Origin of the sequence: Mycobacterium parmense (genome assembly GCF_010730575.1) — a bacterium.
Taxonomy (GTDB): domain Bacteria; phylum Actinomycetota; class Actinomycetes; order Mycobacteriales; family Mycobacteriaceae; genus Mycobacterium; species Mycobacterium parmense.
The window spans coordinates 5,379,564-5,397,904 of the sequence record NZ_AP022614.1 but is presented as its reverse complement, the minus strand read 5'-3'; the positions used below and the strand labels follow the sequence as shown (position 1 = coordinate 5,397,904).

Here is an 18,341-nt window from a genome sequence, read left to right as displayed (position 1 = left end):
CGGCGTGCTCGGTCGGTGATTCGATCGTTTCGACAGACGTCTAGTTGCAGGCTGAGTGCCGTTTCGCCCGTGTGTTGCACGCCGGTTCGGGCGGAGAGTAGGGTTCTCATAATTGTAAGGGAGATTCTTTGTGGCAGAGACGCGCCACATTTGACGCGAGGACTGGCTCGGTGATGGAGACGTGAAAACTGCGGTGGTCACTGGTGGCGGATCCGGGATCGGTCTTGCCATCGCCCAGCGGCTCCGGGTCGACGGCATGGACGTCGCGACCATTGACCTCAAGCCCTCGGACGACGACCTCTCCTTCACCGCCGACGTCACCGACCGCGCGCAGGTGGACGCCGCCCTGTCGGCGATCCGCGCGCGGCTGGGGCCGGTGACCGTCCTGGTCAACGCGGCGGGCCTGGACGGCTTCAAGCGCTTCACCAACCTCACGTTCGAGGACTGGCAGAAGGTGATCGACGTCAACCTCAACGGCGTCTTCCACACGATCCAGTTGGTGCTGCCCGACATGGTCGAGGCGGGCTGGGGGCGCATCGTCAACATCTCGTCATCGAGCACGCACTCCGGCGCGCCCTATATGAGTCATTACGTTGCGGCCAAGTCAGCGGTAAACGGGCTGACCAAGTCGCTGGCACTCGAGTACGGGCCCAGCGGTGTCACGGTCAACGCCGTGCCCCCGGGATTCATCGACACCCCGATGCTGCGCGCCGCCGAGAAGAACGGCTTCCTCGGCGACATCGACGAGACCATCGCGCGCACCCCGGTACGGCGCATCGGCAAGCCCGAGGACATCGCCGCCGCGTGCGCCTTTCTGGTGTCCGAGGAGGCCGGTTACATCACCGGCCAGATCCTGGGCGTCAACGGCGGTCGCAACACCTGACCCGGCACCAAAGACGACTGGATGGCAACGAACCCGCGCAAGGAGACACCGTGAAGGTCTGGGTTGACTCGCAACGCTGCCAGGGACACACCTTGTGCGCGATGATCGCGCCCGAGTCCTTCGAGCTCAGCGACATCGACGGCAGCTCGTCGGCGATCGACGAAGTGGTGCCGCGGGAGTACGAGGAGAAGGTTCGGGAGGCCGCGCAGTCGTGCCCCGAGCAAGCCATCATGATCACCGACGACGACTAGCAGCTCTGGCACTGATTACGAGATGACAAGGAAGACAGCACAGTGAGTGTCGACGACGTAGTCAGCGACAGCGAACGCAAGAAGAACCGATACGAGTTCGACCGGCACTCCGCCGATTACCGGTCGAAGTTCAAGGCGATCACCGAGGAGATGCACTCCAGATGCCCGATAGCCTGGAGTGACACCTACGGCGGGCACTGGGTCGCGGCCGGCAGCCACGAAGTCTTCGAGCTGGCGCGCTGCCCCGCGGTGTCCAACGACCACGACCTCAACAACGAACGCCGTGGCTACAAGGGCATTTCGATCCCGACGGCCAGCCGCGTCAGCGCGGTGCGCGGCGGCATCCTGGAAATGGACGAGCCCGAGCACAAAACCTACCGCTCCGTGCTCAACCCGTACCTTTCCCCGGCGGCGGTCAAGCGCTGGGAGCCCTTCATCGACGACGTGACGCGCGCCTGCCTCGACGAGAAAATCGAGGACGGCAGCATCGACTTCGTCGACGACCTGGCCAACATCGTGCCGGCCGTGCTGACCCTGGCGATGATGGGCATCCCGCTGAAGAAGTGGAACATGTACAGCGAGCCGGTGCATGCCGCGGTCTACACGCCGGAGCACTCCCCCGACATCGAGCGCGTCACCGCGATGCACCGCGAGATGGGGCTCGACATGGTCAACACCATGCTCGAGATCCGGGAAAACCCGCGGCCGGGAATCGTCAACGCGCTGCTCCAGATGCGCATCGACGGCGAACCCGCACCCGATCTGGAAATCCTGGGCAACCTCGGGCTGGTCATCGGCGGCGGTTTCGACACCACGACCGCCCTGACCGCCCACTCGCTGGAATGGCTTTCGGAGCACCCCGAGCAACGGCGGCAGCTCAGCGACCAACGCAAGACGCTGCTCGACCCCGCGACCGAAGAGTTCCTGCGCTACTTCACCCCCGCCCCGGGCGACGGCAGGACGTTCTCCGACGACGTCGAACTCGACGGCACGCAGTTCAAAGAGGGTGAGCGGCTCTGGATTTCGTGGGCCATGGCCAACCGCGACCCGTCGGTGTTCCGCGATCCGGATGAGATCGTGCTCGACCGTAAAGGCAATCGGCACTTCAGCTTCGGACTGGGCGTCCACCGGTGCGCCGGATCCAACGTGGCGCGCACCGTGTTCAAGTCCATGCTCACCGCCGTCCTCGACCGGATGCCCGACTACCGCTGCGACCCCGAAGGCACCGTGCATTACGAGACCATCGGCGTCATCCAGGGCATGCGAAAACTGCCGGCCACCTTCACGCCCGGCCGCAAGATCGGCGCCGGACTGGACGAGACGCTGGAAAAGCTGCAACGCATCTGCGACGAGCAGGAACTCGCCAGGCCGATCACCGAACGCAAGGAAGCCGCGGTCATCGATTAGGTGGGCCCTGGGTCGTCTCACCCACATCGCCGGAGCCGACCGTTGACAGCCGCAATTTTTCCGACTAGGCCTGTTCAGCGTGACCGCCCCCTATATTGGGGCCAGCGCGTGCGCACAGATGGGAGACGCAACGGTGAAGACTCTCGCAGTGAGCCTTGCGCTTGCCACCGCCGCGCTGACCGTTGCGCCGACCGCTCATGCGGACGTCCAGGTTGGCAACTACCGACTGGACACCAACCGGGACCCCGGCCACAGCTGGATCTGGGCGATTCGACCGTGCAATTACAATCAGGGACCGGAATGCCTCACCATCCAAGCGATTCCGCAACCCAACGGGCAAGCGGCGCCCTGGAAGTCAGACGCACACCTTTCCAACGGGCGCTACACCATGGCCGTCGACGTTCCCGACGGAGTACGCTGCGTCGTCCAGTTCTTTCCGTCGCACGACGTGTACTCGTGGGATGCGGCGGCGATGGCGGGTCAGGTGGATTCGACGTTCGACACGGGCTGCGGTGGCGGGCCGGGAGGCACCGCCAGCTACCCGTTCTCGCTCGTCCGATGGTAGCCGCGTGACACGTTCGGGGGTCAGCCGGTCTTGGGGCGACGGGCAGTAAGCACGGTGAGTCAGGCGAACGAACCGCCGCAGGAATCGGCCGCGTCGGAATCCGACCCCAGTTTGATCGCGGAAGCCGAGGCGGAAGCCGCCGAAGCCGAGGCGCTGGCGGCGGCGGCGCGCGCCCGCGCTCGCGCCGCCCGGCTCCGCCGAGAAGCGAAGGCTCTCGAGGCCAAGGCCGCCGACGCGAAGGCCGCCGAGGCCGCCGAGGCCAAGGCCGCCGAAGTCCAGATCGCCGAGGGAGCCCCCGAGGCCGGCGAAGACGAGCCCGTCACCGACGAAGCGCCGGCCCGGGCGGAGGTCTGCGACGAAACCCACGCGGACGGCGAACCGGAATCCGAGCCGGCCCGCTCCCGGTGGCGTCGCCTGCGGTTGCCGCCGTGGTCTGCGACGTGGAAGGCGGCTGTCATCCTCCTCATCTGCGCCTTCGTCGGGGCTATCGGATACATGGTGTGGCAGACCCACGAAGCCACCGAGCGCGAACGACGCGCCGCGAACTTCGTCGCGGGGGCCAGACAAGGTGTCGTCAACATGACCTCCCTGGACTTCAAGAACGCCAAGGCGGACGTCCAGCGAGTGATCGACAGTTCCACCGGCCAGTTCAGGGACGACTTCCAGCAGCGCGCAAAGGATTTCACGACAGTCGTCGAGCAGTCCAAGGTGGTCACCCAGGGAACGGTGAACGCGGCGGCGGTCCAATCCATGGACGCCAATTCCGCCGTGGTCCTCGTCGCGGCGACATCGAAGATCACCAATGCCGCCGGGGCCAAGGACGAACCGCGCAATTGGCGGCTCCGGGTGACGGTGACCGACGAGGGCGGTCAGTACAAGATGTCCAAACTGGAGTTCATCCCATGAGCGAAGACACCCGCGACACCGCGGCCGCCGACGGCGCTTCCGAGAAAACGCGGGACCGTCGTCGCGGTAAGTGGGGGAGGGTGAAGCTCTATCCTGTGATCCTGCTCCTGCTGCTGGCGATTTCCGGCGGGACGGCGATCTGGATGTATCTGGAGCGGTTTCGGCCCGTCCAGCAGACCGACGCCGAGGTCGCGGCTACCGTCGTCAATGCGGCGTCCGACGGCACGATCGCCCTGCTGTCCTACTCGCCCGACTCGCTCGACAAAGACTTCGCCGCCGCCAAGTCGCACCTCTCCGGTGACTTCCTGTCCTACTACAACCAGTTCACCGAGCAGATCGTGGCTCCGGCGGCAAAACAGAAGTCACTGAAGACCACCGCCCGGGTGCTCGGGGCGGCCGTTCAGGAATTGCATCCGAACTCGGCCGTGGTCCTGGTGCTGGTCGACCAGAGCACCACGAGCAAAGACAACCCCGACCCCGCGATGACTGCCAGCAGCGTGCTGGTGAGCTTGGCCCGGGTCAACAACAACTGGCTGATCAGCAAGTTCGACCCCGTCTAGAAGGTACCTGCGGCGAGTGCGGAATCAACGCCGCTCTCGGCCACGCGAATTCAGCCGCGCGGCAGCCCGAGAACCCGCTGCGCGATGATGTTGCGCTGGATCTCCGAGGTGCCGCCGGCGATGGTGCCGGAGAAGCTACGCGCATAGCGCTCGAACCAGCTGGCGAAATAGTGGTCGAGGTTCATGTGCGCATACGGTCCGGTCAGCCCAGGGTGGACGAGGCCGTCTGCTCCCGCCGACGTGAACGCAAGGTCCATCCCACGCAACTCGGCCTCGGAGCCGAGCAGCTTCAGGACCGAGATGGCGGCCACGTCGTCTTCGCCGCGAGCCGTGCGGGCCAGCGCCGCCGAGCCCAGCAGGCGCAGCGCCTGCTTGTCCATGATCGTGCTGGCGTACTGATCGCGTTCGACCTCGGTGCGCGGCCGGAAGTCGGCGATCATGTTTTCCAGTCGATCGGCGAACCCGAGCCACATCATCGTGCGCTCGTGTCCCAGGGATCCATTGGCCACTCGCCACCCCTGGTCGAGCTCACCGACCAGATTTTCCGCCGGCACCCGGACGTCGGTGAAGAACACCTCGTTGAAATCGAGATCGTCGGCCCCGCAGATCGACGGAAACGGCCGGCGCACGACGCCCGGGGTGTCGGTCGGGATGATCAGCGCGCTGATGCCCTTGTGCTTCGGTGCGTCTGGATTGGTGCGCACGAAGGTCAGCAAGATGTCGGCGTCGTGCGCCCCCGAGGTCCAGACCTTCTGCCCATTGACCACGAAGTGATCGCCGTCGCGCACCGCGCGCGTGCGCAGCGACGCGAGGTCGGAGCCCGCGCTCGGCTCGCTCATACCCAGCGACGCGGTGATCTCGGCCCGCAGGACCGGCACCGCCCAGCGCCGCTTCTGTTCGTCGCTGCCGAACGACAACAGCGAAGCCGCAACAATATTCACGCCTTGCGGGTTGAAGCTGTGGTAGATCCGGCGGCGACTGAGCTCCTCCAGGTAGACGAACTGCTGGATCACGGTCGCGTTGCGTCCGCCGAACTCCGGGGGCTGGCTGGGCAGCAGCCAGCCGTTGTCGAAGAGCAGCCGCTGCCAACGGCGTGCCCACGTCGGCATGTGTGACACCGACCGGGGACGCTCGCGCGTTTCGCTTGCGGGGGGCAGGTTTTCGTCGAGGAACGCGGAGAACTCCGCGCGGAACGACTCGACGTCCGGATCAAAAGTCAGCTGCACGGTACTCCTCGGCGATCCGCGCGCGATGCTCGGCGGCCCCGCCCAGCATCAGCTCGCCGGCTTTGGCCCGCTTGAGCGCGAACTGCAGATCGTTCTCCCACGTGAAGCCCATCGCGCCGTGGAGTTGCAAGCCGTGCCGGAACACCAGTGACTGGCACTCGCCGGCCGACGCCTTGGCCATGGCGGCGGCCAGCCGGCGCCGAGGGTCGTCCGCGGCGATCGTCAACGCGGCGAAATAAGCCAGCGCCCTGGCCCGTTGGATCGCGACGTGCATGTCTGCGGCCTTGTGCTGGACGGCCTGGAACGAGCCGATCGGCACGCCGAACTGCTGGCGGCTGCGGACATGCTCGAGCACCAGGTCGAGGATCCGCTGACAGGCCCCGACCATCGTGACCGCCATGCCCGTGAGCGCGAAGTGATGCGCCCGCTCGCGGTCGACGTCGAGCCGCGCGGAGTCGGGCACCCGAACTTCGCCGAACGACAGGTCCGCCACATGCAGCACCGGGTCGAACACGGCCGAGCGCCGCGTCGACACCGCGTTGCCGGCGACGACGAACACTCCGGCGTCGGTCACGACGGCCAACCGGTCGACGCGGTCGCCGTCCAGGACGTGGCGCGCGGTGCCGTCGAGCACCCAGCCCCCGGCGCCCCGGTGCGCCGTGATCCCGCTGTGGACGGCGGTGCCCGACTCGTGCGGATCGAACCGGTCCCCCACCAGCGGCGCGAACTGACTCATCGTCGCGAGGAAGGGGGTCGGGTCGGTCGCGTGCCCCAGTTCCTCGAGCACGATCGTCAATTCGACAGCGCTCTGCGGGTCGTTGAGCTCGGTCCAACCCTGGTCGACGTACGACTTCCAGAGCGGGCTCGGGTCGACGCCCTCCTCGGCCACGCTCCGGACCAGCGACGGTGGGCACTGCTTGCCGACGGCGTCGCGCACCGTGCTCTGCCACAGTCGCTGATCAGCATCGAACTCCAACAGCATCGGGGCCGCCTCCCGTCGTCACGTCACGGCGAGAATATCATTCTCTGATTCGAAAGTAATAATCTCTGAAAGCGGGTACGAGTTGACCTGGCGACGCCCGGAGACGCTCGGCGGGACACACTCCACCGCGCCTTGCGCCGCCGCAGCGTCAGCTGCCGCGAGTAGGAGAATGCTATTATCGCTGAAATAGAACGCTACTTGCTGAACGGTCCGTAAACACGTCACGAGCAGCGCCGATGTTTAACCGAATTGCTTACCGCAACACCGTTGATTGGCAGCCGACGAGAATGTTAGTTTGTCTATCAGATGACCTGCTCCGGCCCACTCTGGCTACCGGAACCGAAGGGTGGCTCTCGTGATCGAACACGCGGACGGGACGAGCACCCCGCTGATCGACGCGAGCGTGCACATCTTCTTCCCCTCCAATAAGGCGCTGCGGCAGACTCTGCGCGAACCGTTCAAGAGCCGGGGCTTCCCCGATTACGAGATGGACTGGTACGGCGCCCCGGGCGGTGAGTACGCGCCCGGTACCGAAGGCCCGGACCGCCAGTACCCCGGTTCGGATCCAGAACTCGTTGCCGACGAACTGTTTTCGAGGCGCGGAGTCGACGTGGCCGTCCTGCACCCCATGGCACGCGGCATCATGCCGGACCGGCACCTGGGCAGCGCCCTGCACGCCGCGCACAACGAGATGATGGTCTCGAACTGGCTGGAGTCCGGCGAGTTCGGTGAGCGCTTCCGCGGCACCATCCGCGTCAACCCCGACGACATCACCGGCGCGCTGCGTGAGATCGAGAAGTGGCGCGCGCATCCGCGCGTCGTGCAGATCGGCGTTCCGCTGCAGTCCCGCGAGCTCTACGGCAAACCACAGTTCTGGCCACTGTGGGAGGCGGCGGTCGACGCCGGCCTCCCCGTCGCGGCGCACATCGAAGTCGGCTCGGGCATCGCCTTCCCACCGACGCCGAACGGAAACACCCGCACCTACGAGCAGTACGTCAGCTTCATGGCACTGAACTACGTCTATCACCAGATGAACATGATCGCCGAGGGTGTGTTCGAGCGCTTCGACGGCCTCAAATTCGTCTGGGGCGACGGCGCCGCCGACTTCATCACGCCGTTCATCTGGCGGATGGACACGTTCGGACGCCCGCACTTGGAGCAGACACCGTGGGCGCCGCGCATCCCGAGCGACTACCTGCCGGGTCACGTGTACTTCGTGCAGGGCAGCCTCGACGGACCCGGCGACGTCGATTTCGCCGGGGAGTGGTTCGGCTTCACCGGCAAAGAGGACATGGTGATGTTCGGCTCCAGCTATCCGCATTGGCAGTGCGGCGACATCAAGAAGCTGCCGGGCGCGCTGTCGGCCGAACAGCGGGAGAAGGTGTGCTGGCGCAACGCGGCACAGCTCTACGGCATAGACATTCCCGCCGGCGTGGGCGCACAGTAGGAGACAGACGGAAAGACTGAGGAGACCCAGATGACGTTGACCCATTCGCAGGAGCGGGTCCCCGCTGCCGAGCGTATAGCCGTCCGTTGCGTCGATTCGGATGTCCACCCGGCGCCCAAGCGCGGCGAGCTGCTCCCCTACATCCCCGAGCCGTGGCGCAGCAAATACTTCCTCACCCGCTCGGTGGGCGAGCAGATCTACTATGACGCGCCCGACTACGCGCACTCCTACGCGATGCGCGTGGACTCCTTCCCGGCAAACGGTGAATTCCCTTGCAGCGACCCAGACATGGCGTTCCGGCAGCTGATCATGGAGGCCGGCTCCGACATCGCGATCCTGGAACCGGCGGCCTATCCGGCCCGCCTGCCCGAGGCGCAGCACGCGATGTCGGCCGCGCTGAACGACTGGCAGGCCAATCACTGGCTGGACAGCCACAACAACTGGCACGAGCGGTGGCGCGGTTCGATCTGCATCGCCATCGAGGAGCCCGAGGAGTCGGTCCGCGAGATCGAGCGCTGGGCCGGGCACCCGTTCATGGCGCAGATCCTGATCAAGGCCGAGCCGCGGCCGTCCTGGGGACACCCGAAGTACGACCCGATCTGGGCGGCGGCCACCAAGCACGACATCACGGTGAGCTGCCACCTGTCGCGCAGCCAATTCGACGAGCTACCGATCCCGCCGGTGGGATTCCCCAGTTACAACCACGACTTCATGGTGACCTACTCGCTGCTGGCCGCGAACCAGGTGATGAGCCTGGTCTTCGACGGCGTCTTCGACCGGTTCCCCACGCTGCGGATCGTCTTCGTCGAGCACGCGTTCACCTGGATCCTTCCGCTGATGTGGCGCATGGACGCGATCTATGAAGCACGCAAGTCGTGGGTCGACATCAAGCGCAAGCCCTCGGAGTACGTCAAGGACCACATCAAGTTCACCACCCAGCCGCTGGACTACCCCGAGGACAAGACGGAGTTGACCCGCGCACTGGAATGGATGGAGTGCGAGAAGATCCTGCTGTTCTCCTCGGACTATCCGCACTGGACCTTCGACGACCCGCGCTGGCTGGTCAAACACCTGCCCAAGCACGCCCGCGACGCGGTGATGTACAAGAACGGCATCGCGACCTATCACCTCCCGCAGACCGTCCCGGTCCTCGAGGGTCAGACCCGGGTGCTCTGAGTTGGCACCTGAACAAGAAGGGGCAACCACCGGGCGGCCCCAGTCCCGCCTCGCTCAGGGCCGTGAGCACGTTGTCGCGACAGTCGACGAAATCCCGCCGGGCAAGCACAAACTCGTGCCGATCGGGCGTCACGGCGTAGGGGTCTACAACGTCAACGGCAGCTTCTATGCCATCGCGAACTACTGCCCGCACCAGGGCGGACCGCTGTGCTCGGGCCGGCCCCGAGGGCGCACCATCGTGGACGAGACCGCGCCGGGTGACTCGGTCATGGTGCGCGACCTGGAATACATCTACTGCCCGTGGCATCAATGGGGTTTCGAGCTGGCGACCGGTACCACCGCGGTCAAGCCGGAGTGGAGCATCCGCACCTATCCGGTGCGCGTCGTCGGCAACGACGTGCTGGTGCAGGCCTAACTACAGGAGTATCGCGTGCCATCGATCGAGATCAACGGGGGAAAGGTCGTCTACGAAATCCTCGGCGACTCGGGCGATCTCATCGCCCTGACGCCCGGCGGGCGCTTCAGCATGGAGATCCCGGGCCTGCGCCCGCTCGCCGAAGCCCTGGCCGCGGGCGGCTACCGGGTGTTGCTGTGGGACCGGCCCAACTGCGGCGCCTCCGACGTGCAGTTCTACGGGCAGAGCGAGTCGCACATGCGGGCCGAGACGCTGCACAAGCTGGTGACGGGGCTGGGGTTCGAGCGCTGCATTCTCGCCGGAGGCTCAGGGGGCGCAAGGGATTCCATGCTCACCACGATGCTCTATCCTGAGCTGGTCACCAAGCTGGTGGTGTGGAACATCGTCGGCGGCATCTACGGCACCTTCGTGCTCGGCTCCTTCTACATCGTCCCCAGCATTCTCGCGGTGCGCGGAACCGGAATGGACGGCGTCGTGAAGGTGACCGAGTGGCGTGAGCGCATCGAGGAGAACCCCGACAACAAACAGCGCTTCCTCGACTTCGACAAAGACGAGTTCCTCAAAGTCATGCTGCGCTGGCTCAACGCCTTCGTTTCCAAGCCGGGCCAGACGATTCCGGGCGTGGAGGACGAGATGTTCGACCGGATCAAGGTGCCCACGTTGATCATTCGCGGCGGCGAGAACGACATGGACCACCCGAAACGCACGTCACTTGAAGTCAGTTGCCTGATCAAGGGGTCGAAGCTCATCGATCCGCCGTGGCCCGAGGACGCGTGGGAGCGTGCGTCGGAGGACCGGGCCGCCGGCAGGGTGCAGCACTTCAACATGTTCGACACCTGGGTGCAGGCGGCGCCCGCCATCCTCGAATTCCTGGGCTCCTGATGGCGTTACGTCGTGGGACATTCCTACACGGTGCGAATGTGGACCTCGCAGTTGAGCGACGCCTCCAGCGCCGTGTAGACGCGGCTCTCCGGGATGTGCTCGAGGTCCTCCTCGCGCAGCGTCACGTAGACGATGTCGAATCCGTCGTCGTCCGGCGTGCGCACGATCTCACCGCGCAGGCCGAACCCCGCCAGCACACCGTGCGCGTCGTCGTCGGTTCCCCGGCTGATGAAGGTGACCACACCCGGGACGGGTCCCGCGCCGAACACTTTGGTGCACAGTTCGATTGCGGTGCGCCGGGCGGCATCGCCGTCCTCGGCGGCGACAAGCAGCTCGACTTCGCGGCGGCCCGCCGGCATGGAAGCCGGGTCGCCGGCGACCACATCGGCCCCGCCCGCACCGGCGATTTCGCGGAGCGCCGCAATGCCGTCGCGTAGTTGCGCGTGCGTCAGCACGCTTTCCGGGTCCACGTTGACGCGCACAACCGCTGTTCGCACGTGCGCAAGCCTAACCAAGACGACGGCAGGGCAACCTTGAAGACCACACAATCCACCCCCACCACCACCGCGACCGCTCCCGGCTGCGAACCCCGCTTGTTGACCCGGCAGCCGGGCGACGCCCCGGAGGATGCCGAGGCCTACCTGCGCCTCGGCGGATACCAGCCGCTCGCGGACGCCAACGCGTTACTGAGCGAGGTCGAGTCCAGCGGACTGGTCGGCCGCGGCGGCGCGGCCTTTCCGCTCGCGGTGAAGCTGCGCACCGTGCGCGACAACGGGCGGGCCGCCGGTGGCGCCGTCGTCGTCGCGAACGGCGAAGAGGGAGAACCCGCTTCGGTCAAGGACCGCTGGCTGCTGCGCAACCGCCCGCACGTGGTCCTCGACGGTCTGCGGCTGGCCGCGGCGATCGTCGGCGCTCGGCGCGCCTGCGTCTACGTGTCCGACACGGAGTCGGCACACAGTGTCGACACCGCGCTCGGCGAGCTGGATCCCGACACGCTCGGAGTCGCGGTCCGCATGGTCACCGTGCAGCCCGGCTACGTGGCCGGCGAGGAGACCGCCGCGGTCCGCGCGATCAACGGCGGCCCGGCCAAGCCGACCGACAAGCCCCCGCGTCCGTTCGAGGTGGGCGTCGGTGATCGGCCGACGCTGGTCAGCAACGTCGAGACCTTGGCCAATCTGCCCTACCTGCAGTGCCACGGCGCCGCGGCGTTCCGCTCCAAGGGCACATCGCTGTCACCCGGCACCTTCCTGGCCACCATCACCGGGGCGGGTCGGCCGCCGGTGCTCTATGAACTCCCGCACGGCCTGCCGTTCGCCGAACTGCTTGCCCTGCATGGAGTTTCGGCGGATCAGGTGCGCGGTGCGCTGATGGGTGGCTATTTTGCGGGCCTGCTCAACCGCTCCGTGCTGGAGACCAGCCTGGATCACGAGACCATGCGCCGGCACGGCACCGGTCTGGGCTGCGGCGCGATCTCGGTCATCACCGACGACTGCCCCGTCGCCGTCGCGGCGTCGGTGCTGGCCTATTTCGACCGCGAGAACGCGGGCCAGTGCGGGTCGTGCTTCAACGGAACCGCGGCGATGGCCGCGGCCGCAGGTGCGCTGCGCGACGGCGCCGCCACGGCAGAGGATGTCGACCGGCTGCGGCGCTGGTCGGTGCTGCTGCGCGGACGCGGCGCGTGTGCGACGCTGGATGCCGCCACGAACGTGGCAGCCAGTCTGCTCGCCCAGTTCCCGGGCGAGGTCGCCACCCATCTCGACGCCACCTGCCCGGACTGCGCCGGCGGCGGGTTGCGCGCCGACCGTCCGTACGAGGCGGAAACTGTGAGGCACGCATGAAGATTCGTCTTGACCGCACTGTCTGCGACGGCTTCGGTATCTGCGCCAAGTACGCGCCCAGGTACTTCTCGCTGGACGACTGGGGCTATGCATCGCTCATCGGGGACGGCACCGTGCCGGAATCGGATCGCGACGCCGTCATGCGAGCACTGATGGACTGCCCGGTGCACGCCATCGCCGAGATCGGTGAGCGCATCTTTCCCACTCCCGCGCTGCCACTCGCGCAGAGCGAAGACCCGGCCGAGCAACTCAAGACCGAAGAGAACGAAGCCGAGTGGGGGTTCACGCGTTGAGCTGCTCTCGCTGCGTTCCGTAACACCATGCAACTCACGTTCGGGATGGCGGGTCGCCATCGATACGAACAGCGTGGTGATGTCCCCGTCGCCGGCCGCAAGTACCTCGGGGACCTCGTCCGACGGCGAGCCGGGATGCCGCATCGCGCAGCCCCTCAAGCTCTCGGCGATCCAGGCGCGGCGAGCTCGATTTCCGGGTGGCGGGCCTCGACCATGCGCCGGAAGCCCTCGCGCCAGGGCACTTTCGTGTGGCCGAGTATGTCGTGCATGCGGGTGACGTCGGGCCACAGCGGAGTGTGCGCCCGGTCCGTGTACTCGAAGATCGGCTCGACCCCCACGAGCTGACCCAGGTACGCGCAGTAGTCCTCGACGCTGACGGTTTCACTGCCGGCCCAGTTCACCACCACGGGCGGCGTGGCGGCGACTTCCATGGCGCGGATGCCGAACTCGACGTAGTCGTCCTCGTAGATGGGGTTGTAGTTGTTCGGCGCGTCCGGATGAAGCCGAATGGGCCTGCCCGCCAACATCGCCTCGAGGCGGTCGGCCGGCGCGCCTCCCTCGGGTCCATAAGTCGAACAGATCCGGATGATGGTGAGCGGAATCCGGTAATGCCCTGCGACCCAGGTGCAAACGGCCTCGGCCGCGACCTTGGAGATGCTGTAGTTCGCGCGCAGCGGCACGCCCGGCGGATCGGTTTCGGTCAGCGGTCGCCGCCCCTGGTAGGCGTAGATCGAACCGGTGGAACAAAAGACGAAACCCTTCGCGGAGCGGCAATGGTAGAGCAGTTCGCCCGACATCTGCGCGTTCGTCTCGACGCAGCGGCTCCAGTCGTCGGTGCCGGTGTCCACGGCCGCGTGAAAGACATAGCTGAAATCGCCGGGGAGCGCCGAGAAGTCGCCCACGCCGACGTCCAGGGCGACGGGCTTGATGCCGGCCGCGACGAGCCGTTCCCGCGACGCGGGATCCTTCAGGCGCGCCGCGCCCCACACCTCGTTTCCCCCGGCCGCCAGCGCACGGGCGATGGGGAAGGCCACCTTGCCCGTCGCACCGGTGATGAGGACCTTTTCCCCGTCCAGCAATGAGCTCTCCCATCGTGACGACGCCCGGACCTGCAGCGCGAAGCGAAGGCCCACCGAGGTCGAGTGGCGGACCTCCGCCCGACCGGCCGTCGGACCCCGCGACGCACAGCCTAGATCACGTCCCCCCAGCAGTGATAACGTAATTCTCCGATTCGTATAACGGGCCTACCGTGATGTCGAAGTCTGTCTGACCCCCCGGAGGTGACGTGTCAGCCGCATCGGGACGCCCGCTGCCCCTGGTCACGCAGGAGACCGAGTTCTTCTGGACGTCGGGGGCCGACGGCACGCTGCGGCTGCAGGAGTGCCGCTCCTGCGAGTCCCTGATCCATCCGCCGGCGCCCGCCTGCCGCTACTGCCGCTCCCGAGACATGGGTGTGCGCGCGGTGTCGGGCAAGGCGACGCTCGCGGGGTTCACCCTCAACGAACGGTTCAGCCTGCCCGGCATGCCGGCGCCGTACGTGATCGCCCAGGTCGCCATCGCCGAGGATCCCCGGATCCGCTTGACCACCAACATCGTCGAGTGCGACTTCGATCAACTCGAACTCGGCCAACAGGTGGAGGTCGTCTTCGAACAGGCCGAGGACGTCTGGCTGCCGCTGTTCCGGCCCCTGCCCGGCGCCGGGCCCGGCCCCCTGCCGGCCGACGAGATCGCCCCGGAGCGCTTCGGCGAGCACGTCAGGCCCATGCTGACCGCCGAGAAGTTCGAGGACAAGGTCGCGCTCACCGGGATCGGCATGTCGCCGATCGGCCGTCGTCTGATGCAGCCGCCGCTGTCGTTGACGGTGCAGGCGTGCGAGGCGGCGATCGCCGACGCCGGACTGAGCTATGCCGACATCGACGGGCTATCGACCTACCCCGGCGGCGGCAACATGGGCGGTTTCGGCGAGGGCGGGGTCACCGCCCTGGAAGCGGCCCTCGGTATCCGCCCGGTCTGGCACAACGGCGGCATCGAGACGTTCGGCCCGGGCGGGTCGCTCATCGCCGCGATGCTCGCGGTGGCCGGCGGTCTGGCGCGCCACGTGCTGTGCTTCCGGACGCTGTGGGAAGCCACCTTCAACGAGCTGACGAAGCAGGGCAAGATCGCCGGTTCGATGGGCCGCAGCGCGGGCTGGCTGATGCCGTTCGGCGCCACGTCGGCGGCCCACACCCTGGCGATGAACGCGCAGCGGCACTTTCATCGTTACGGCACGACCAAAGAGACCCTGGGCTGGATCGCGTTGAACCAGCGCGCGAACGCCGAACTCAACCCGACCGCCGTCTACCGGTCCCCGATGACGATGGACGACTACCTCGACGCGCGGCCCATCACCACGCCCTTCGGCCTCTACGACTGCGACGTGCCGTGCGACGGGGCGATCGCGGTGGTCGTCTCCGCCGTCGACGCCGCCCGCGACCTGGCCAAACCGGCCGTGCTGGTGGAGGCGGTGGGCACCCAGATCATCGAGCGAATCGACTGGGACCAAAGCACTCTCACGCACGAGCCCCAGGTGCTGGGTCAGGCCGCGCACGTATGGACCCGCACCTCGCTGCGACCCGCCGATGTCGACGTCGCCGAGCTCTACGACGGCTTCACCATGAACTGCCTGTCCTGGATCGAGGCGCTGGGATTCTGCGGGATCGGCGAGGCCAAGGACTTCCTCGACGGCGGCAAGAACATCGCCCGCGACGGCCAGCTTCCGCTCAACACGCACGGCGGTCAGCTCTCGCACGGCCGCACTCACGGCATGGGCCTCGTCCACGAGGCGGTCACCCAGTTGCGGGGCGAGGCCGGCCACCGCCAGGTCGCCGGTGCCCGCGTCGGCGTGGTCAGCAGCGGCGGACTGACTCCGAGCGGGGTGCTCCTGCTGCGGTCCGACACATGAGCACCGTCCGCCCGCGGGTGGTGATCGTCGACGGCGTGCCGATGTCGGCCTTGGTGGCCGAGCCCGAACGGCCCGCAGATCCCAAGGCCGTCATCATGGCCATCCACGGCGGCGGCACCACCGCAATCTATTTCGATTGCCCCGGCCACCCGTCGCTGTCCTTACTGCGGGCCGGGGCGGCAGCCGGGTTCACGGTCGTCGCGCTCGACCGGCCCGGCTACGGCAGCTCCGCGCCCTATCCGGAAGCGATGGCCCAGCCCGGGCAACGGGTCGACCTCGCCTACGGCGCGGTCGACCGCATCCTCGGGGAGCGCCCGCGCGGGGCCGGGTTGTTCCTGATGAGTCATTCGGGCGGGTGCGAGCTGGCGATGCGGATGGCCACAGACGGCGGGACGGCCCGGCGCGGGGCCGGCCTGCTCGGCATGGAGCTCGCGGGCACCGGCCTGCACTACCACCCCGCGGCACGCGACATCCTGAGGACCGCGACGCGCGAACGGCGCCCCGCGGGCCTGCGCGAACTCTTGTGGCATCCCGAGCGCCTGTACCCCCCCGAGGTGCTCGACGGGGCCACGGTTTCGCCGACGGCGCCGTCCTACGAGGACCAGATGGTGTCGGACTGGGCCCGCCGGACGTTTCCCGCGCTCGCCCCCAGCGTGCGGATCCCGGTGCACTTCAGTATCGCCGAGCACGAAAAGGTCTGGCAGAGCGACGCTTCGGCGATGGTCGAGGTCGAGGCACAGTTCTGCGGCGCCCCGCGGTTCGTCGTGCATCGGCAGCCCGACGCGGGCCACAATCTCAGCCTCGGTCACAACGCCGGCGCCTACCACGCGGAGGTGTTGTCGTTCTTCGACGAATGCGTGGCCGCCGCCTCTTCCTCGAACGTGGAACGAACTGCACGCTCGGGGCAGGAAGCACAGGAGGCCGGTTGAAAGTCGGATTCATCGGATTGGGCAGCCAGGGCGGCCCCATGGCGCGGCGGATCGCCGAGGCCGGCTACCCGACGATCCTCTGGGCGCGCCGCCCCGCCGTTCTCGGGCAATTCGCCGACACCCCCGCGACGGTGGCCGAGTCGCCGGCCGCGCTCGCGGCGGCGAGCGACCTCGTCTGCCTCTGCGTGGTGGGCGACGCCGACGTCGAGGAGCTCGCCGACGGCGGGTTGCTCGCGGCCATGCGGGCGGGCAGCGTCATCGCGGTGCACAGCACGGTGCATCCCGACACGTGCCGAAGACTCGCTGACAAGGCCGCGGTCACCGGCGTTTCGGTGATCGACGCACCGGTGAGCGGCGGAGGTCCGGCGGCCGAACAGGGGCGCCTGCTCGTAATGGCCGGCGGTGACGCGGACGTCGTCGAACGTTGCCGGCCGGTGTTCGAGACCTACGCCGACCCGGTCGTGCACCTCGGCGAGCTGGGTTCCGGTCAAACCACCAAGCTGCTCAACAACCTGCTTTTCACCGCAAACCTGGGCACCGCGGCCACCGCCCTCTCGCTGGCCGGTGCGCTGGGTGTGGCACCGGAGCGGCTGGCCGAAGTCGTCTCCCGCAGCAGCGGAAACAGCTTCGCGCTCAACGCCCTTGGCGGTATCGGCGGCCTCGACAGGCTGGCCGAAGTGGCCGGTGGCCTCCTGCAGAAGGACGTCCGGCTGGTGGTCGAACTCGCCGACGGCGCCGGCGCCGGCGCCGGCGCGGTGCTCGACGCGGCCGACGCCACGCTGACCCTGATGGGTCACCCCCGGTGAGGATCGGCTTCGTCGGCGCGGGGCGGATGGGCCGCCCCATCGTGGCCCGCCTGGTCGAGGCGGGCCACGAGGTCCGGGCGGTGGGCCGCAGCGAAGACGCGCGGTCCGACCTGACGCAGATGGGCGCGCGCGCGGTCACCGACGTGGCCGAGGCCGCCGCGGGGGCAGAAGTCGTGGTGCTCTGCGTGTTCACCGACGAACAGGTGCGGGAGATCTGCCTGTGCGGCCCGCTGCTGCCCACGATGCCGCGCGGCTCGGCACTGGTGGTGCACACCACCGCCAGCCCGGCGACCATCAAAGCCGTCGCCGGGTGCGCCGAGGGGATTGCCGTGGTCGACGCCCCGGTCAGCGGGGGCCCGCACGACACCGCCGCCGGCCGGCTCACGCTGTTCGTGGGCGGCGACGACGACGCTGTGGCGCGGCTGCGGCCGGTGCTCGGTTGTTACGGCGACCCGGTTCTGCACGTCGGCCCGACCGGAGCCGGCCAGAAGGTGAAGCTGGTCAACAACGCGCTGTTCGCGGGCCATATCGGGCTGCTCGCGGAGGCGGTCCGGCTGGGCGAACGCCTGGGCGTCGCGGAGCCGGCCCTGCTGGCCGCCCTGCCGCATGGCAGCGCGGGCAGCCGGGTGCTCGACCTGGTCGCCGCACGGGGCTCCGTCGCGTCGTTTGTCGAGGTAGCCGGCGGATTCGTCGGCAAGGACGTGGCCGTGGTCCGCGGCATCGCCGGGCAACTCGGCGCCGATCTCGGCGTGCTGGACGAGGTCATCTCACGGGTCGACGTCGTCAAGAAGGTTTGAGAGACACCGCTTTGGTTCTTTCCGGCTCGCCACAAAA

At 67.7% G+C, this 18,341-nt stretch carries 20 protein-coding genes; 16 read left to right on the top strand and 4 right to left on the bottom strand.

The genetic code is table 11. The annotated features are described in order from the left end of the window. Positions 1-181 precede the first annotated feature (181 nt). From G6N48_RS25050 to G6N48_RS25025, 6 genes are all read left to right on the top strand, one after another. Positions 182-883: an SDR family NAD(P)-dependent oxidoreductase gene (locus tag G6N48_RS25050; protein ID WP_085270215.1), complete on the top strand. Its 702-nt coding sequence runs from the start codon at positions 182-184 to the stop codon at positions 881-883. Between the two features lie 50 nt (positions 884-933). Beyond that, positions 934-1,134 carry a ferredoxin gene (locus G6N48_RS25045; RefSeq protein WP_085270214.1) on the top strand — a complete coding sequence of 67 codons (201 nt, stop codon included), beginning with the start codon at positions 934-936 and terminating at the stop codon, positions 1,132-1,134. A gap of 42 nt (positions 1,135-1,176) precedes the next feature. After that, positions 1,177-2,541, top strand: a complete 1,365-nt coding sequence (locus G6N48_RS25040; protein WP_085270213.1) for a cytochrome P450 — start codon at positions 1,177-1,179, stop codon at positions 2,539-2,541. Between the two features lie 118 nt (positions 2,542-2,659). Beyond that, positions 2,660-3,106, top strand: coding sequence for a hypothetical protein (locus G6N48_RS25035; RefSeq protein ID WP_085270212.1), 447 nt, complete (start codon positions 2,660-2,662; stop codon positions 3,104-3,106). Positions 3,107-3,160: 54 nt separating this feature from the next. After that, positions 3,161-4,012, top strand: coding sequence for a hypothetical protein (locus G6N48_RS25030; protein WP_085270211.1), 852 nt, complete (start codon positions 3,161-3,163; stop codon positions 4,010-4,012). Beyond that, complete coding sequence (locus G6N48_RS25025; RefSeq protein WP_085270210.1) at positions 4,009-4,572, top strand: hypothetical protein; 564 nt, start codon at positions 4,009-4,011, stop codon at positions 4,570-4,572. Before G6N48_RS25030 ends, G6N48_RS25025 begins: the two co-directional genes overlap by 4 nt. Before the next feature lie 50 nt (positions 4,573-4,622). Here G6N48_RS25025 and G6N48_RS25020 read toward each other — a convergent pair whose 3' ends face one another. Further along, positions 4,623-5,798 (bottom strand): acyl-CoA dehydrogenase family protein, encoded by a 1,176-nt coding sequence (locus G6N48_RS25020; protein WP_085270209.1) that lies wholly within the window; start codon positions 5,796-5,798, stop codon positions 4,623-4,625. Continuing rightward, the gene (locus G6N48_RS25015) at positions 5,782-6,780 is read right to left on the bottom strand and encodes an acyl-CoA dehydrogenase family protein (protein WP_085270286.1); all 999 of its coding nucleotides are present in this window, start codon (positions 6,778-6,780) and stop codon (positions 5,782-5,784) included. Before G6N48_RS25015 ends, G6N48_RS25020 begins: the two co-directional genes overlap by 17 nt. Positions 6,781-7,135: 355 nt before the next feature. On the opposite strand from G6N48_RS25015, the gene G6N48_RS25010 reads away from it, so the two are divergent. The 4 genes from G6N48_RS25010 to G6N48_RS24995 are packed head-to-tail and all read left to right on the top strand — an operon-like array spanning position 7,136 to position 10,700. Then, positions 7,136-8,227, top strand: a complete 1,092-nt coding sequence (locus G6N48_RS25010; RefSeq protein WP_085270285.1) for an amidohydrolase family protein — start codon at positions 7,136-7,138, stop codon at positions 8,225-8,227. 30 nt (positions 8,228-8,257) lie between these two features. Then, positions 8,258-9,403 (top strand): amidohydrolase family protein, encoded by a 1,146-nt coding sequence (locus tag G6N48_RS25005; RefSeq protein ID WP_085270208.1) that lies wholly within the window; start codon positions 8,258-8,260, stop codon positions 9,401-9,403. Between the two features lies 1 nt (position 9,404). Beyond that, the gene (locus G6N48_RS25000) at positions 9,405-9,818 is read left to right on the top strand and encodes a Rieske (2Fe-2S) protein (RefSeq protein ID WP_085270207.1); all 414 of its coding nucleotides are present in this window, start codon (positions 9,405-9,407) and stop codon (positions 9,816-9,818) included. Positions 9,819-9,833: 15 nt separating this feature from the next. Then, positions 9,834-10,700, top strand: coding sequence for an alpha/beta fold hydrolase (locus G6N48_RS24995; protein WP_085270206.1), 867 nt, complete (start codon positions 9,834-9,836; stop codon positions 10,698-10,700). Between the two features lie 23 nt (positions 10,701-10,723). Here the strand turns inward: G6N48_RS24995 and G6N48_RS24990 are convergent, their stop codons facing one another. Further along, a complete protein-coding gene (locus tag G6N48_RS24990) occupies positions 10,724-11,197 on the bottom strand; it encodes a hypothetical protein (RefSeq protein ID WP_085270205.1) in 474 nt (157 codons plus the stop codon). A gap of 36 nt (positions 11,198-11,233) precedes the next feature. Between G6N48_RS24990 and G6N48_RS24985 the strand changes: the two genes are divergently transcribed. Beyond that, a complete protein-coding gene (locus G6N48_RS24985; RefSeq protein ID WP_085270284.1) occupies positions 11,234-12,538 on the top strand; it encodes an NADH-ubiquinone oxidoreductase-F iron-sulfur binding region domain-containing protein in 1,305 nt (434 codons plus the stop codon). After that, positions 12,535-12,831 carry a ferredoxin gene (locus G6N48_RS24980; protein WP_085270204.1) on the top strand — a complete coding sequence of 99 codons (297 nt, stop codon included), beginning with the start codon at positions 12,535-12,537 and terminating at the stop codon, positions 12,829-12,831. Before G6N48_RS24985 ends, G6N48_RS24980 begins: the two co-directional genes overlap by 4 nt. Positions 12,832-12,986: 155 nt before the next feature. Here the strand turns inward: G6N48_RS24980 and G6N48_RS24975 are convergent, their stop codons facing one another. After that, a complete protein-coding gene (locus G6N48_RS24975) occupies positions 12,987-13,910 on the bottom strand; it encodes an NAD-dependent epimerase/dehydratase family protein (protein ID WP_085270283.1) in 924 nt (307 codons plus the stop codon). 206 nt (positions 13,911-14,116) lie between these two features. Here G6N48_RS24975 and G6N48_RS24970 point away from each other — a divergent pair, with 206 nt between their 5' ends. The 4 genes from G6N48_RS24970 to G6N48_RS24955 are packed head-to-tail and all read left to right on the top strand — an operon-like array spanning position 14,117 to position 18,304. Further along, the gene (locus G6N48_RS24970; RefSeq protein ID WP_085270203.1) at positions 14,117-15,772 is read left to right on the top strand and encodes a thiolase C-terminal domain-containing protein; all 1,656 of its coding nucleotides are present in this window, start codon (positions 14,117-14,119) and stop codon (positions 15,770-15,772) included. Beyond that, entirely contained in the window at positions 15,769-16,701 is a 933-nt protein-coding gene (locus tag G6N48_RS24965) for an alpha/beta hydrolase (protein ID WP_085270202.1), read from the top strand. Before G6N48_RS24970 ends, G6N48_RS24965 begins: the two co-directional genes overlap by 4 nt. Further along, positions 16,698-17,507, top strand: coding sequence for an NAD(P)-dependent oxidoreductase (locus G6N48_RS24960; protein WP_085270201.1), 810 nt, complete (start codon positions 16,698-16,700; stop codon positions 17,505-17,507). Before G6N48_RS24965 ends, G6N48_RS24960 begins: the two co-directional genes overlap by 4 nt. Further along, positions 17,504-18,304, top strand: coding sequence for an NAD(P)-dependent oxidoreductase (locus tag G6N48_RS24955; protein WP_085270200.1), 801 nt, complete (start codon positions 17,504-17,506; stop codon positions 18,302-18,304). The genes G6N48_RS24960 and G6N48_RS24955 overlap by 4 nt, the downstream gene beginning before the upstream one ends. Positions 18,305-18,341: the final 37 nt, after the last annotated feature.

Bases quoted from the DNA above. Each gene is read 5' to 3' on its own strand.
- G6N48_RS25035 (WP_085270212.1), top strand. From the start codon at position 2,660: ATGGGAGACGCAACGGTGAAGACTCTCGCAGTGAGCCTTGCGCTTGCC.
- G6N48_RS25025 (WP_085270210.1), top strand. From the start codon at position 4,009: ATGAGCGAAGACACCCGCGACACCGCGGCCGCCGACGGCGCTTCCGAG.
- G6N48_RS25015 (WP_085270286.1), bottom strand. From the start codon at position 6,780: ATGCTGTTGGAGTTCGATGCTGATCAGCGACTGTGGCAGAGCACGGTG.
- G6N48_RS25005 (WP_085270208.1), top strand. From the start codon at position 8,258: ATGACGTTGACCCATTCGCAGGAGCGGGTCCCCGCTGCCGAGCGTATA.
- G6N48_RS24965 (WP_085270202.1), top strand. From the start codon at position 15,769: ATGAGCACCGTCCGCCCGCGGGTGGTGATCGTCGACGGCGTGCCGATG.
- G6N48_RS24980 (WP_085270204.1), top strand. From the start codon at position 12,535: ATGAAGATTCGTCTTGACCGCACTGTCTGCGACGGCTTCGGTATCTGC.